Source organism: uncultured Bacteroides sp., assembly GCF_947632445.1.
Lineage (GTDB): Bacteria > Bacteroidota > Bacteroidia > Bacteroidales > Bacteroidaceae > Bacteroides.
Window position 1 is genome coordinate 42,832 of sequence record NZ_CANRPM010000014.1, and the last position, 14,975, is coordinate 57,806.

At 43.0% G+C, this 14,975-nt stretch carries 12 protein-coding genes and 1 pseudogene; 12 read left to right on the plus strand and 1 reads right to left on the minus strand.

The window, feature by feature from the left end; all coding sequences use genetic code 11:
• Window positions 1-4: 4 nt before the first annotated feature.
• The 10 genes from Q0Z70_RS04785 to Q0Z70_RS04830 all read left to right on the plus strand — a co-directional run bounded on the left by Q0Z70_RS04785 (window position 5) and on the right by Q0Z70_RS04830 (window position 11,198).
• On the plus strand, window positions 5-1,243 hold the full coding sequence (locus Q0Z70_RS04785) for a rhamnogalacturonan acetylesterase (RefSeq protein WP_298072993.1): 1,239 nt from the start codon (window positions 5-7) through the stop codon (window positions 1,241-1,243).
• A gap of 1,064 nt (window positions 1,244-2,307) precedes the next feature.
• Window positions 2,308-3,513: a site-specific integrase gene (locus Q0Z70_RS04790; RefSeq protein ID WP_298072980.1), complete on the plus strand. Its 1,206-nt coding sequence runs from the start codon at window positions 2,308-2,310 to the stop codon at window positions 3,511-3,513.
• A gap of 288 nt (window positions 3,514-3,801) precedes the next feature.
• Entirely contained in the window at window positions 3,802-4,281 is a 480-nt protein-coding gene (locus Q0Z70_RS04795) for a hypothetical protein (protein ID WP_298072981.1), read from the plus strand.
• A gap of 84 nt (window positions 4,282-4,365) precedes the next feature.
• Entirely contained in the window at window positions 4,366-4,761 is a 396-nt protein-coding gene (locus Q0Z70_RS04800; protein ID WP_298072982.1) for a hypothetical protein, read from the plus strand.
• 8 nt (window positions 4,762-4,769) lie between these two features.
• On the plus strand, window positions 4,770-5,720 hold the full coding sequence (locus Q0Z70_RS04805) for a DUF6175 family protein (RefSeq protein WP_298072983.1): 951 nt from the start codon (window positions 4,770-4,772) through the stop codon (window positions 5,718-5,720).
• A gap of 9 nt (window positions 5,721-5,729) precedes the next feature.
• The gene (locus Q0Z70_RS04810) at window positions 5,730-6,656 is read left to right on the plus strand and encodes a hypothetical protein (RefSeq protein WP_298072984.1); all 927 of its coding nucleotides are present in this window, start codon (window positions 5,730-5,732) and stop codon (window positions 6,654-6,656) included.
• Window positions 6,657-6,660: 4 nt separating this feature from the next.
• Window positions 6,661-7,476 carry a caspase family protein gene (locus Q0Z70_RS04815; RefSeq protein ID WP_298072985.1) on the plus strand — a complete coding sequence of 272 codons (816 nt, stop codon included), beginning with the start codon at window positions 6,661-6,663 and terminating at the stop codon, window positions 7,474-7,476.
• A gap of 14 nt (window positions 7,477-7,490) precedes the next feature.
• Complete coding sequence (locus tag Q0Z70_RS04820; RefSeq protein WP_298072986.1) at window positions 7,491-9,332, plus strand: WG repeat-containing protein; 1,842 nt, start codon at window positions 7,491-7,493, stop codon at window positions 9,330-9,332.
• A gap of 13 nt (window positions 9,333-9,345) precedes the next feature.
• The gene (locus Q0Z70_RS04825; protein ID WP_298072987.1) at window positions 9,346-10,575 is read left to right on the plus strand and encodes a hypothetical protein; all 1,230 of its coding nucleotides are present in this window, start codon (window positions 9,346-9,348) and stop codon (window positions 10,573-10,575) included.
• Between the two features lie 44 nt (window positions 10,576-10,619).
• Window positions 10,620-11,198: an outer membrane beta-barrel protein gene (locus tag Q0Z70_RS04830; RefSeq protein ID WP_298072988.1), complete on the plus strand. Its 579-nt coding sequence runs from the start codon at window positions 10,620-10,622 to the stop codon at window positions 11,196-11,198.
• A 398-nt stretch (window positions 11,199-11,596) separates the two neighbouring features.
• Here the strand turns inward: Q0Z70_RS04830 and Q0Z70_RS04835 are convergent, their stop codons facing one another.
• Window positions 11,597-13,117, minus strand: a complete 1,521-nt coding sequence (locus tag Q0Z70_RS04835) for a VapE domain-containing protein (RefSeq protein ID WP_298072989.1) — start codon at window positions 13,115-13,117, stop codon at window positions 11,597-11,599.
• 713 nt (window positions 13,118-13,830) lie between these two features.
• Here Q0Z70_RS04835 and Q0Z70_RS04840 point away from each other — a divergent pair.
• Together Q0Z70_RS04840 and Q0Z70_RS04845 are read left to right on the plus strand one after the other, a co-directional pair.
• Window positions 13,831-13,917: pseudogene (locus Q0Z70_RS04840) on the plus strand (transcriptional regulator); the annotation flags it as partial.
• A 159-nt stretch (window positions 13,918-14,076) separates the two neighbouring features.
• Window positions 14,077-14,975: class I SAM-dependent DNA methyltransferase (locus tag Q0Z70_RS04845; RefSeq protein ID WP_298072990.1), on the plus strand; the 899-nt coding region annotated here is incomplete at its 3' end.

Below are 14,975 nucleotides of genomic sequence, written 5' to 3' on the forward strand. Positions count from 1 at the left end.
TATGATGAAAAAGTATTTATGGATTTCCCTATTAGGGTTTGGGCTGTCGGCTACGGCTCAAACCGAAATGAAGACCTATCTTCTAAACGAAGCGCCACGCTACAGTGAAGAAACAGGCTACGGCTATGACCTGATAGAAACACCTGCCAAAGGCAGTCAATCACCGTTTTTCTTTTCTGTTCGTGTACCCGATGGCAATTATAAGGTAACCGTCCGCTTAGGCAGCCGTAAGCAAGCAGGCATTACTACTGTCAGAGCAGAATCGCGCCGTCTGTTCATCGAAAGCGTGCCAACCAAAAAGAAAGAATTTATAGAGCGCACTTTTATAGTCAACAAACGGAATACCCACATCGCTGGCAACGAATACGTACAGATTAAACCCCGGGAAAAACGGAAACTGAACTGGGACGACAAACTGACACTGGAATTCAATGGTAGTGCACCTGTTTGTGAAAGTATTACCATAGAGCCTGCCGACACAGCGGTTACCACCGTCTTCCTTTGCGGTAACAGTACGGTAGTCGATCAGGATAACGAGCCATGGGCCAGTTGGGGACAGATGATTCCTTATTTTTTCGACACCAACGTCAGCATAGCCAACTATGCGGAAAGTGGCGAAAGTGCCAATACCTTCATTGCTGCCGGCCGGTTAAAGAAAGCCTTGAGTCAAATGAAAAAGGGCGATTACCTGTTCATGGAATTTGGTCACAATGACCAAAAACAAAAAGGTCCGGGCAAGGGTGCCTACTATTCGTTTATGACCAGTCTGAAGACTTTTATTGACGAAGCTCGTCTGCGCGGCGTGCATCCTGTTCTGGTAACGCCGACCCAGCGGCGATCTTTTGGGCCCGACGGCCGCATCCGCGACACCCATGAAGACTATCCCGAAGCTATGCGTTGGCTGGCCGAGAAAGAAAATGTGCCATTGATTGACTTGAACGAAATGACCCGCACACTCTATGAGGCTATGGGTGCAGAACCTTCGAAACGTGCCTTTGTTCACTATCCCGCCGGCTCCTACCCCGGCCAGACGCAGGATTTCGCAGACAACACCCATTTCAACCCCTATGGTGCCTACGAGATAGCCCGCTGTATCGTAGAAGGACTGAAAACACGAGTACCGGACCTGGCGCGTCATTTGAAGCCATTCCCTGCCTTCAACCCAGCTCATCCCGACAACCCTGACAACTTCCATTGGGATGATTCTCCCTTTACGGAAATAGAGAAACCTGACGGGAATTAATGATTTCACACCCTAAGAGGCCCGTTATCTTCGTCCCAATTCGATACGAGCTCCTAAATGGATGGTAAGCAGGAGTTCCTTACCGTTGACGAGATGAAGACCCTTATAGCGACGGAGTGCCCGAGGGAGGACGCGAAACGTGCATATCTGTTCGCCTGTTATTGTGGATTGAGACTCAGCGATGTTTACGCGTTCCGTTGGCGTGACCTGTCCAAAGACAGTGAACAGTGACGTGCTTCTGTCGTGATGCAGAAAACCGCCATACCGATATTCCTTCCCCTCCCCTCACAGGAGATGAAGTGGTCGGCGGAACGTGGCGAAGCCCCGGATGACGGCAAGGTGTTTGACGGTCTGATACCGAACCAAACATAAACAAGGTACTAGCCAAATGGACAAAAGCCGCTGGTATCACCAAAAAAATCACCATCTCAGAGCCTTTGACCATAGCTTTCCGGCATCCCGATTTTAGGTAATTTCCAGTTAGCACGCATAGTACTATTGACGTGACAAATTGTCGGATGCGACTTTTGTTTCTTTTCTTGCTTATTGTAAGTATGTCGTGATTGATATTTTTTGCTCATATCCCTCATGTTTTAGAATTGAGTATCACGAAAGGGCGTAGATATAACTGCCTTTCTACCCATACCACGCTTTATGTCACTGAACTATCGTTGAATCAATACAGGCTTCATTCTCATATCTGTCTTTCTCCCTAACGGAACTACACAGCATGACAGTTAGCTGCGCATTCCGATTCTCTGAAATGCTATTTTCGCTTTCCCTTTCGGTCTGAGCTTATTCAGTCGGGAGTAGAGCATATTATATTCTGTCCTAATCTATTGCTATAGAGATATTTACTATGCGAACATTCTATACGCACACATGATTGTATTGAGGCTGATACTTGCCACATTTTTTGCCATCGTCATATTCGCCAACGTGAAGTTGCGGCATTCCAGGACATTGCCCAAAATAATAGTATTTCACGCTGGATTAATAGTCTTGATACATGCCGTTACTATATTCGCCATTTATAAAGAGAAACAGAAATATAACAAAAAGCAATGGCAACAGTAAAAGTAAAATTCCGCCCGTCCTCTGTCAATGACAAGGAGGGTACAATCTATTATCAGGTTATCCACAACAGGGTAGCTCGTCAAGTGGCAACTGATTATAAAGTGTATGCGTGTGAATGGGACAGGACGTATAACCGCATTGTTTCAACATGGCAGAGCCCGAGGACAAAATATCTCCTTTCTTTACAGGGGAAGATACGGTGCGACACGGAGTGTTTTAACCGCATCATAACAAATCTCATGCGGAAGGGCGTATATTTCAGCACAGAGGATATAGTGGGCGGATTCAGATCGCTCACATCTCGCCTGTCCTTTTTTAATTTCATGGGAGAGACAATCACCAAACTCAGGCATGATGGCAGGATACGCACAAGTGAGACTTACCAGTACGCGCTCAATAGTTTCTCGCGGTTCCGAAACAACGAAGACGTATCGATTGGTGCTTTCAGCCGAGAACTGATGGAGTCATACGACGCTTATCTTCAGGTGAGAGGCCTTGTTCCCAATTCAAGGTCATTCCATATGCGGATATTGCGTGCCGTGTACAACAAGGCACGTGAACAGGGGCTAACAGAGGCGTCATGCAACCCGTTCTCCCATGTGTACACGGGAGTGGACAAAACCACCAAACGAGCGGTAGGTATAGACACGATAAAGCGGATTAAAGATTTGGATCTGACAACGGACAAACCAGCGAACTATGCTCGCGATATATTCATGCTCTCCTTTTATATGCGTGGAATGAGTTTCATTGATCTCGCCTATCTGAAGAAATCCGAACTATCGGATGGCGTTGTGACTTACCGTCGCCGCAAGACCGGGCAGAAAGTCACAGTCAGGTGGACAAGGAAGATGCAGGAAATCCTTGATAAATATCCCGAAAACGAAACAGAGTATCTTTTCCCTGTTATCACATCCCGCACTGCAAATCCACGCAACCAATACAGGAATCGTCACTATGTAATAAACAGGAACCTGAAAACTGTGGCGCAGAAAATCGGATTGCAGATGCCTTTAACTACATACGTTGCGCGTCACAGTTGGGCCTCTATTGCCAAATCAATGGGTATTTCTATTAGCGTCATAAGTGAAGGACTCGGACATGACAATGAACAGACAACACGGATTTACCTTGCCTCGCTCGACACTTCGGCAGTGGATAGGGCCAATGACATTATCCTGTCGGCCTTATAACAGATGGGGTGGAATCAGGAATTCACAGGAATTTGTTGAGTAAATATGTAAAACTCTTAGCAAGAGTTACCTATTCGATTGCAAAGGTAATAAAAAAACTTTTTTAAACAAGCGATTGCCAATAAAAATTTCGGGAGAATTTTTATCACAAGGCTATTTTGTTGTGCATATATTCATGGTTATCTTTATATAATAATTTGATTGTCAGTGCATTTATTTAATATTGGTAACTCTTGCTAAGAGTTGCATAATTCCAGAATAAAATGATATTACAAAAAATCTTAATATATGATTAATAAAATTTGTTCAATACTATTGTTCCTTACTATGTTATGTTGTTTTACATCTATGCAAGGTAAGGATAAAGACAATAAATCATTGTCTTACGAAATAAAGTGTGCCGGGACAGGACAACAAGGCTTTTATCTTGTTGAAGTGACGGCCTATGCGCAAAAAAAGAATCAAATCAATATAGATTTGGTGAAGAAATGTGCTGTGCATGGAGTTATTTTTAGCGGTTTTTCTGGTGAACAGGGTTGTAAATCGCAAAAGGCCATGTTGAATGCAACTCAAGAGCAACAGCATGTAGATTTCTTTAACGCGTTTTTCGAAAATGACTATCTTCATTTTGCAAGTGCAGTTGACCCAACCTTATCAATAATGAAAGTTGAGAAAAGGTATGCTGTCACGGCAACGATTCAAGTTGCAAAAGATAATCTTAGAGAAACGCTTGAAAAGGCAGGAATTTTGAGAAAATTAGGCTTCTAATCAATAACCATGAGACACTTTCTTTTAATATCTACATTAATATTTTTGTTGGCTTCTTGCATGACGACAAAGCCAACAGCGTATATGACTTATGAGACGCGATGCCTCGGCATTGAACTTGATGGTTCACAGACCTTATTGGCTTGGGGTGAAGGACGTAACAAGGCTGATGCGGAAGAGCAAGCTAAAAAGAATGCTGTGCGAGATGTGATTTTCAAAGGGATCAATTCCGGGAATTCAGATTGTACAAAACCACCATTGGTCAACACGCCCAATGCACAGCAAAAATATGAAGAGTATTTCGATGCTTTTTTTGTAGATGGAGGAGAATACAAGAAATACATATCAATGGATGATCACAAGCGACGGAGTGAAGATAAAGAACACTATCAATACGGGGAAAAAAGAAGTGTCATAGTACGTGTGCTTCGGTCTGAATTGAAAAAGCGTCTGCAAGACGATGGAATCCTATATAAATAAGAGATATTATGAAGAAAATACTGACATTTGCTTTGTGCATATATTTTTCAACCAACGTGCTTGTCGCCCAAAGGGCAACAAAGCCTCGCATTATGGTTCGTCCTGCTGAAACTTGGTGTACAGAAAACGGATATATGTCTGTCATTGAAAACCAAGATACCAAGGAATTAATGCCAGATTATGAGGTTGCGCTTCAAACAAATGGTGATTTAACTCTTGTTATTTCCAAAATTGAATCCTTGATGAATGATCGAGATTTTAGAATTTCTAATTTTCTGCAAGCCATTCGCGGGGTTAAGGCTCAATCTGCTCGTAATAGTGGAATTACATCCAAATCAACGGGAAATAACATTGCTATTTCATTCATGGATGAGATAAATAATGCTGCTAAAGCAGACATATATTTTGACGTGTATTGGAAAGTTACAAAAAATGGGCCAAAAAGCATAGTGTCATACACGCTTAGTGCCTATGATACATATACTTATAATTCTATCGCATCAATATCAGGAACTGGTGCTCCATCATTTTCCGCAGAAATTCCGATTCTTGTTGAAGAAGCTGTAACGAGCAATATGGATGCGTTCTTGGAACAGCTTCAGGGTTATTTTGATGACTGCATTGAAAATGGACGTGCCATATCTCTTGAAATTAATACTTTCGATGATGGTACAGGCATTGATATGGAGAGTGAATATAATGGAAAAGAATTAAGAGAAATTATCGAGGATTGGGTTTCCGATAATTCTATCAATCGTTCCTATAACCTTGTGGATGATACTGAAACCACAATGCTTTTCCAAGATGTCAGAATTCCACTGTATGATGAACGCGAACGTCCAATGAACGCTGGATCCTATGCACGAGGATTGAGGAAACATTTGGAATCCTTTCAAATACCAATTAAGCAAGGGAGTAGTACATTGGGGCGATGCCAGTTAATTATAGGGAAAAAATAAGATAGAAAAATGAAAAAAAATATTCTTACATTACTAATAACACTCATCTCCTTGATAGGAAATGCTCAAACCGATTGCGATATTGCACTATGTGTATATTTCGGAGATAAAAGTTCTGAAATGACGGAACAGAATAAAGCATACCTGAAGAATGTAATCAACAATGCTATTTCACAAGGTAATGGATTGTCTAATTTAGAAGATTCACAGTTTGGAGTTGTTGTTAATACTGATGTTATGAACGAACATATTATTGCCGGAGCACCGACAAAGACTGTATTGAATCTCAGTATTACATTTTTTATTGGAGATGTGTATAATGGAAAACTATTCTCTTCATTTACTGTTGATCTAAATGGGGTAGGTAACTCAAGAGGCAAAGCATATAACAATGCCATTCGAAAATTAAAGCCTCAAAATCAATCATTAAGTGAATTTGCGGCAAAGGCGAAAGATGAAATAGTGACATATTATAATAAAAATTATAAGTCTATAATTAAAAACGCAGAATCACAGGCTGTCATGCGTAACTACGAAGAGGTTATATACAAGCTTATGTGTATTCCTGTATGTTGTACTGGCTATGACGAGGCCATGTCAAAAGTTTGTGTAATCTACAAGCAGTTCATTGATCAACAGTGTCACGAGAACATTGCTCAGGCGCAAGCCGCATGGATGTCTGGGTACACGAAGGAAAATGCAGCGGTTGCAAGCATATTCTTATCAGAAATTTATCCTGACGCTGCTTGTTATGAGGAAGCAATGGAACTTGTGGCGGAAATTAAGCGTCACATGGGTGAAGAATGGAAGTTTGAAATGAAACGATGGAATGATTTGATGAGTGTTGAGGCTCAACAATTAAAGTTTGCTCGCGAAATAGCTTTGGCATTTGCACAAAACCAACCACAGCAAGTAGTGCATACTTTTTTAAGATGAAAAAATGACACGCTTATTATTATTTTCAGCTATGTTATTTTGTACTTTGCTTTGCAAAGCACAGAAAATGTATGTATTAACTGTGGGGATAACTGATTATAAGGAAATTAATGACTTAAGACTATGTGAAAATGACGCTTCTGATTTTGGTGCTTTGATGCAAACAGCTAATGCTGATGTGAATCTTATAAAAGGATCAGAAGCCACCCATGAGAATATCATATCAGCTTTGCGGTTGATGTTTGCAAAAGCAAAATCAGATGACACTGTCATTTTCTTTTTTAGTGGGCACGGATATGAAGGAGGATTTTGTTGCTGGGACATGGCTACCAACTCACCATCTCTAAGTTCCTCTACGATTGGAGGCAAAACCATTAATAAGCAAAAACTGAATTTGGTAAATAGGTATTACGGAGGATTAAGTTATGCAGAATTACAAGTGCTATTCAGGAATTGCAGAGCGGGGAAAAAGATGGTAATAGCCGATGCTTGCTTTAGTGGTGGATTACGAAAAGGGAATCACATCAATGCATCAGTACAATCGGCAAGGAAGGGAGATTTAATATTCTTTTTGTCATCTCGTACAGATGAAACATCATTAGAGATTCCCGATGGTGTGAATGGGTTGTTTACAAGTTTTCTACTGAACGGACTCATAGGTGATGCAGACAGTAACTCCGACAATGTAGTATCGTTAGGAGAATTATTTAATTATGTACATAGTGGTGTATCAGAATACGCATCGAAGATTCTCCATTCGCAACACCCTGTAATATGGGGACGATTCAACGAAGATATGCCAGTTCTAAGAATAAAATAATAAAATATAACACAATGGGAAAAAGAATTATTAGCTGTTTTTCTATGGCCATATTGTTTTGCATGGCATCTTTAGCACAAGATCTTGTGCCAATGCATAATGCTAATGGGCAATTTGGTTATGGGATCAAGGGCAGCAAGAAATTTGTTGTTAAACCTCAATGGGATGATGCAAAGCCTTTCAACGAACATGGCATCGCTGTTGTAAGGAAAGGTAAATCATTTGGTCTTATAGACAAATCAGGCAAGGCGATAGGTAAATCAATGGGGTATTCTTTGATTACGTCCTTCGATGGTACAGATTTTCTTTTGGTTGCAGAAGGTGGTAATAGAGTTGATGATGCAAGTAAAATCAAGACTCGTCAGTCTCTTTGTCCTTATGGATTCAAAGGCTCCCTTAGTTACCCAATAAATGGTGCAAAATGGGGTTTGGTGAGACCAGACGGTAAATTCCAGATAGAGCCTAAGTATCAGGAAATAAGCAATTTGATGGAAAATAACTTTCTGATTGTTCAACTTAAGGGACTTCTCAGCATAATTGATATCAATGGGAATGTGTTTTTTGACGCATTGTATGATGCGATGACACCGATCAATAATCAGGGAGTAGCCGCTATACGCAATAAGAAGACACAAAAATGGTCTTTAATTTCAAAGGATGGAAAAGTTGTAATTGGGGAAGATTGCAATGTCTCGTCATTTTATCAGTTTAGAAATAATTATTTGGGCACGCTTAATAACGTTTCCGCAGACTCTCTTTTACGAAACCATGAATTATGGTTTGAAAATGATCGTCTGATGCCCGTAATGAAATTCAGCTCATCATGGGTCAATAGTACACATCCTTATATTGCAGCCCTCAAGACAACCATACAAAAAAAGAATACAATCAAGGAAATTGGTGTATTTGATATAGATGGTAAAGAGGTTATACCTTTTACAGCCGGATTGTCTTATACATTTGTACCTTCTGAAGGAATCGCTGTTGCATACCGCGATAATCAGTGTGGATTTTATAATATAAACTCTAAAACATTCACCCCTGTAGATAACCGTACATACCTTCCATTCAGGGACGGGTTGTCATTGTCGTACTCAACAAATAATGATGATTTCTATCTTGTTGACATGAACGGTAATCGTAAATCGGAAAGATATGACGCGGTTTCTTTGGCTAAAAATAGATATATTGTCAAGAAAGGAGCGAACTTTGGTCTTATATCGCTAACTGGCGATGAAATAATACCTGTTGAATGTATGGAAATCCGTGATGCAAATGATGGTATCTTTGCAGTAAGAGATAATACAGGAGCATTTGGTTATTTAGACCAAAATGGCAATATTGTTATACCCTTTGAATATGCAGATGGCAGCAATTTTGTAAATGGGTACGCAATCACAAGTAAAAAGATTCCCGGATCAATAAAAAGAATGTCTGGAATTATTAATCTTAAGAATGAAATTATTGTTCCTCAGGAATATGAAAAGGTCGTTGCAGGAATTGACCAAAATGGCAATCTCTGTGTATGGGTAAAAAAAGATGGTGTATTCAATCTTTACAATATGTCAAATGCTTGTCTTACTCCAACAGGGTATGTTGATATGGATATGACGGCATTTGGGACAATTACCAAGAATAAACATGGCAATTATGGGTTAATCGTTGGTAGTGAGGAAATTATTCCGTGTTCTCTTGGAGAAGAAGAAGCTATCGGGAATCTATATTCTTATATGATAGCAAACAATATACACTCTGTTTCTTCATCTGAAGCAAGGAGTATAGCGATTCGTTTGAATCCGAATAGAAATAAATTCAAGTTAAACGAGAAAATCAGTGAGAATTACTGGGATTTCTAAATAGACAGTACCGATGAAAAGAATATCAATAATAGTAATCATGCTTGTGCTGATTTCATCAATTACAGCACAAGGTCAGAATAAACAGGAACTTGAAGATAATTCGTATAGAAGAAGTTCTCTTTATTCGCTACTCATATCACACACTGACAAAAAGTACAACACTCAAATTGAAAACTGCTTCTTGCAAATTCCGATTCCAGATGCATATAATGATCATGATTTGAGTGTCAAGATTGTTAATTTTGAAGGTGATGTCGAACAAGAAAAAGTCGGCAAGAAGGAAACGCCAAAAGGCCCGGAGCAAATCAATACTTTCCTTGAAGAGAACCAAATCGCAAGTCGCCTTGTCGGTAAATGGTTTATGCGGGATTACAACACTGGCGAATGTACGATGGACTTGATTGGTTCACGGGGAATCTACGCGGCAAGCGAGATTGACAAAGCAAAGGCAGCGGCTAATCTGAAAGGAGATGCCATGCTTGCTGATGCCGGAGAAAATCTGATTCAAAACACTTTCGTGCTTATAAATGACATAACCTATATAGATAAAGGATCTCGTTCAAAAAATGTAGGTATGGCTCTCAAAATACTTGGTTCTATCGCTGCCGCTACTACTGGAAATGATGCCATTGAGGATTTAGGCAATTTGACTGGAAGTATGGTTGAAACTTATAAGGGGTTTTCTGTGAAAGTGAACACATCATTATATCAATTAGTGTGGGATGATGAAGCAGCCGCTATAACATATGATAATTGGGGCAATCGTGACGCATTCGAAAATAATCGTGGCAATTATAAACTCAAATTTGTAGGTACTCAGTTGAGTAATGGTGGAACGACATCATTTTTAGGCATACGAGAAGACCAGCCTGAAATAATGATTCGGAAAGCCTGTCAGCGTGCTCTTGATGAGAATATTGCCAATCTTCAACAAAATTTTCAAGCATTCCAAATTAAGACTCCACTTGAAAGTGTGGATCCTCTTGAAGCGCGCGTAGGGAAGAAAGAAGGTATCACTGAAGATTCACGTTTTGAAGTGCTGGAGCCGCAAAAAGATGGAAACGGAAGGATTACCTACAAGAAAATTGGTGAAATCAAGCCGGTACAGAACCTTATATGGGACAATAGGTTTATGGCGGAAGAGGAAATGGCAGAAGGTGCAACCCTCGGTTGCACAACTTTTAAGAAAGTCAGTGGTGGAGATTTCCTCCCCGGACACCTGATTCGTCAGATTAAATAAATGCAATAAACCAATTAATATTAACTAAATTAAATTCAACAACAATGAAAAAAAATTTTCTGATGGCAATCATGGCAGTAATGACTATAACAGTCTCTGCTCAAGTGGAACAAGGTTTTCGTATGGGTCTCCGCGTCAATGGTGGGTTAAGTAACGTTACTGGAGAAGGTGACAAAATGACTTTCGGCTATGGACTTGGTTGGGTTGCAGAGTATAACTTCAATTCCAACCTTTTCCTTCAGTCAGGAATTGGATTGGAAAACATCGCTCATAAACAAGAGAGGATTGATGGTACTATCAACGCCTACTACGCACAACTTCCTATCCACATCGGGTATCGTTTCGGACTTGGCGACATGTCGTCACTTTTCGTTCAAGCAGGTCCAACCGTAGGTTATGGTCTCTTCGGTTCAAAAGTTGAATGGTATAATAATGGGGGAGGATATGTGGGAGAATCTAATTATTTCGATGAAGCAGAAAGGTTTGACCTTGGTGTCGGTGGGCGTGTCGGGTTAGAATTCAGCAATTTTCAAATTAGTGCTGGAGTCAACTATGGTGTTCTTGAGGTTAATGACGGCTATCACAATCTCAGTATTAATCTCGGATTTGCTTATATGTTCTAAGACTTTAAAATTATCGTAAAAAAATCACTTAAAATAGACGATTTTATAAATTGCGGGCAGTTCTATGTTGAATAGTTCTGTCCGCTTTCGTATATTGATATCCGCCACTCAATTATCCAAAGACATTACTGTACACCTTAAAAACGGCGTGAGCTTCCTATAATAAAAGATGCGCAGGATATTTCACGTTATCCATGCCGAAATGCCGAATGAAGAAGTTGAGTTTGATGAGACTTTCGTATTTGTGGTTTTATTAACTTTTTATAAATAAGTAAATGTTTATAATTAGTTTATATTATTCGGTTCATCTGTCATGCTGAACAGCGTGAATCATCTCTGTTATGAGAAAGAGATCCTTCACTTCGCTCAGGATGACATTACATAATGATTATGCCTTTTCATTTTGGCACACTCCCATCATCCGACGCTTTCACCCAGTACCCGTTGCCGTACCGCGTATGCACCCTTCTCCCCATCTGCGCCAGCAGGTGACTGAACGCCGTGCACGAACAGCCCTTCAGCGCTGCCGGGTTCTTCTTCTTCAAGGCGGCATAGATGTCTGCCGCAGACATCAGATGCGCACCCTTCTCACCTGCTTCGGCAAACTCGAAGCAGCTGCCGATGAGTTCCTCGGCAGGCGTCACGCGGTAGAACGGACGGTTCGCCGCCTGGATTTCCGCCCCCTCCGCCTTGCTGAACCAACAGCGCCCGCCGTTATTCAGCTCGTGCAGGAGCTGGGCGTACAATTGGGCATGGTCGAGGGGAGTCGTACAGTCGATGGCCCGTTCCACTTCCACACAGATAAAACGTCGGCTGCCCGACAGGTCGGTCAGCAGGTCGCGGCGGTTGCTCGTGCCGATGAACGAGGCGATTCTTGGCAGAGCCTCCGCCGAACGGCGGTAGGCACGGCGCACGCGCAGGTCTTCCATCTGCATCAGGTTCTTCAGCTGCGGCAGGCGGGAGGCAGGCAGGCGGTCGAACTCGTCGAGGTTGATCAAACCGTAGGACGCCAACTTGTTTTCCGCCGATGAGGCGTTGGTCAGGTCGAAGCTCTCGGTGAAATAGTCGCGCAACTCTTGGGGGAGCAGCATCCGGCAGAAGGTGGACTTGCCCAATCCCTGCGTGGTGCTGATGAGGAGCGGGGCCACACTGTTGGCACGACGGCCCCGGTCGCCCGTGCCTGTCCACTGGGCGGTGACGGCCAGCATCCAGCGGTGGAAGGAACGTATCCAAACCCCGTTGCCGGAGACCCGCTTTGCCAGGTCTTCCACCCGGTCCTTGCCGTCCCATTCAGGCAGGTGCTTGAAGTACAGGTCGAACGGATGGTAAGCCCTTACGTGGTCGGATTCCACGTATCGCTTCACGTCCCTGTCCCAGCAATCCACTCCGTCCTCCATAGCACCGAGGGCGATGCCGTTCAGGACACGGCTATCCACGGGCGTATAAAGAAGGCGGTGCGAATCGTCCGCAGCCTCCGTGTCGAGGCGGGCGCACTCCGTGCGCTCCGTCAGCAGGTTGTAGCGGAAGGCGTAGTGCAGCTTCAGGTAGCGGGTCAGGCGCTGCATGATCCGGCGTTGCCTGGAGTCCTTCCGGTCGACGGCCTCTTCAGCTTGCTCCTTGTCTTTGTCTTTCAACGTATCCGTCTCCGGTTCGGCCTCTTCCTGCTCTATCCATTCCGTCACCTCGTTCCGCCCGTTCAGGCTGAAGATGCGCTTGTCGGGGCGGGGTGTCTGGGGCGTCCAGGTCAGTTGGACGGTGAACTCGCCGTCGCCCGTGACGAGGAAGACTTCGCCGCCCGGCAGGCGGCCGCAGTATTCGTTGAGGTTCGACAGAAGTTCCCTGTAGGAGTTGGCGGGAGCCGGCAGGGGCGCTTCCCGGCGGGAAGTGAACAGGTCTCTTAGCTGGTAAATCAGGTTCATAAGCGGATGCGGTTGGTTCTTGTTTTTTCCTGTAAAGATACAACATTTTAAGGCCTTTGTCAAGTCCCCAGGCGGCGTCCGGGGCTTCCTTTAGCGTCTTTTATACCTTTCACCGGAAACGGGGGATGTGCCCCGGTGAAGTTTCACCGGAACGGGCTGATTGTAAGCGGGTTGCGGTGAAAGCAGGAAACAGACCGTTCGGGGCATCGTACACAAATGTTCTGCGGTACTCTCATTCTCCGTGAAAGAACTTTCACGCCTTCACCCCATCTTTCACACTATCTCGCTCGTTGACAGGCGTTTGCCGGCCCGTGAAACCGTGAAAGCGGAAAACGGGAAACCTTTTTTTCTTGCAGCCTTGCCCGCCTGACCGCCTGCTTCAGCGCAATCATGTGATGCAAAAGGCCGTATTTTCTGATGGAAAACATAGAGTTCCGGGCAAAAGCGGGACAGTTTCGGGAGAGAACCGAACCGTCTTTTTCACGGATTCCCATGCAGTGCTCTATGAGGGTGTAACGAAGCACTTCGTCAGGGTGCCATGCAGTGCTTTGTCCGAGTGTCAGAAAGTGCATCGTCAGAGCGTCAGGAAGTGCAGCGTAGCGGAGTAAAGGGTTACTATTTTTCACATAATTGCATTTATAAAAATAATCATCCACTCGTATATGTGAAGAACTTTTCACTATATTTGTGGAGTAATAGCATTTTTGAGAAACATACAAACTGATATAAACCGTCTGGGAGTAGTTTTAGCAGAGAAGAAACGAACCAACAAATGGTGTACGAACAGTTCCCAGCCGGATTAGCAAACGCTTGTGAAGATGTCAAGATCGCTGAAAGTTGCTGTCGATGATTTGTTGAGAACGGAATAATACGTTTATGAGCACAATCAAATGATGTAAATATTTGGATTTTTGATGCAAATGCTTTTAAGTTAAATACGGAATTGATAAAAGAGTAAAATGGCTAAAAAACAAACAAAACCGGTAAAGGAAGAAACCCTTGAAACGATATTGTTCAACTGTCGCAATAGTCTGCGTGGACGAGCAGCCATGACCGACAAACGCGACTTGCTTCTGACGCTTGTATTTTTGAAGTTCATCGGGGAACGGTTCAAACAGCAAAAAGAGAAAATCCGCCATGAAATAGTGGAAGTACAGGGTATCAATGATTCGGATTTCATAGAGATGCAACTGTCGCGTTCCAATCAATATATGCAGGACGGCGTATTCTTTCTGACAGACGAGACCTTCTGGGACAAACTGATTCTTACAACGCCGACCGGCATGGCTATCGCTTTCGATACGGCGATAAAGACTTTGGACGACAACGAACCTAAGTTGAAAAATGCTCTTCCGCAACAGATTTTCACGAAAGCAGCCCTTGAACCGGGTGTTTTGAAAAGCGTGGTGGACGAAATCAACAAGATAGACCCGCAGAAATTCAGTGACCACGATCTTATAGGACGTGTATATGAGTATTTCTTGCAAGCTTTTTCCATCAACGCAGACAAAGAGGAAGGAGAATTTTACACGCCACATTCCATCGTCGAACTGATAGCGTCGCTTATCGAGCCTTTCGACGGAACGGTCTATGACCCTTGCTGCGGATCCGGCGGTATGTTCGTACAGGCTACGAAGTTCATTGAAGCGCATGGAGGGAACACTAAAGCGGTCAATGTATATGGACAGGAATCGGAACCGGCAACCTATCGTCTGGCCAAGATGAATTTGGCCATTCGCGGCATATCCTACCACTTGGGAGACAAGGCCGTCTCCACCTTCTCGGACGACCAGCATAAGGATCTCAAATTCGACTATATCATGGCGAATCCGCCTTTCAATCTGAAAAAATATGCCGA

What these genes read in the sequence shown, in the direction of transcription:
- Q0Z70_RS04820 (WP_298072986.1), top strand. Translation starts at nt 7,491, where the DNA reads ATGGGAAAAAGAATTATTAGCTGTTTTTCTATGGCCATATTGTTTTGC.
- Q0Z70_RS04810 (WP_298072984.1), top strand. Translation starts at nt 5,730, where the DNA reads ATGAAAAAAAATATTCTTACATTACTAATAACACTCATCTCCTTGATA.
- Q0Z70_RS04800 (WP_298072982.1), top strand. Translation starts at nt 4,366, where the DNA reads ATGACTTATGAGACGCGATGCCTCGGCATTGAACTTGATGGTTCACAG.
- Q0Z70_RS04835 (WP_298072989.1), bottom strand. Translation starts at nt 13,117, where the DNA reads ATGAACCTGATTTACCAGCTAAGAGACCTGTTCACTTCCCGCCGGGAA.
- Q0Z70_RS04795 (WP_298072981.1), top strand. Translation starts at nt 3,802, where the DNA reads ATGATTAATAAAATTTGTTCAATACTATTGTTCCTTACTATGTTATGT.
- Q0Z70_RS04815 (WP_298072985.1), top strand. Translation starts at nt 6,661, where the DNA reads ATGACACGCTTATTATTATTTTCAGCTATGTTATTTTGTACTTTGCTT.
- Q0Z70_RS04785 (WP_298072993.1), top strand. Translation starts at nt 5, where the DNA reads ATGAAAAAGTATTTATGGATTTCCCTATTAGGGTTTGGGCTGTCGGCT.
- Q0Z70_RS04790 (WP_298072980.1), top strand. Translation starts at nt 2,308, where the DNA reads ATGGCAACAGTAAAAGTAAAATTCCGCCCGTCCTCTGTCAATGACAAG.
- Q0Z70_RS04805 (WP_298072983.1), top strand. Translation starts at nt 4,770, where the DNA reads ATGAAGAAAATACTGACATTTGCTTTGTGCATATATTTTTCAACCAAC.
- Q0Z70_RS04825 (WP_298072987.1), top strand. Translation starts at nt 9,346, where the DNA reads ATGAAAAGAATATCAATAATAGTAATCATGCTTGTGCTGATTTCATCA.
- Q0Z70_RS04830 (WP_298072988.1), top strand. Translation starts at nt 10,620, where the DNA reads ATGAAAAAAAATTTTCTGATGGCAATCATGGCAGTAATGACTATAACA.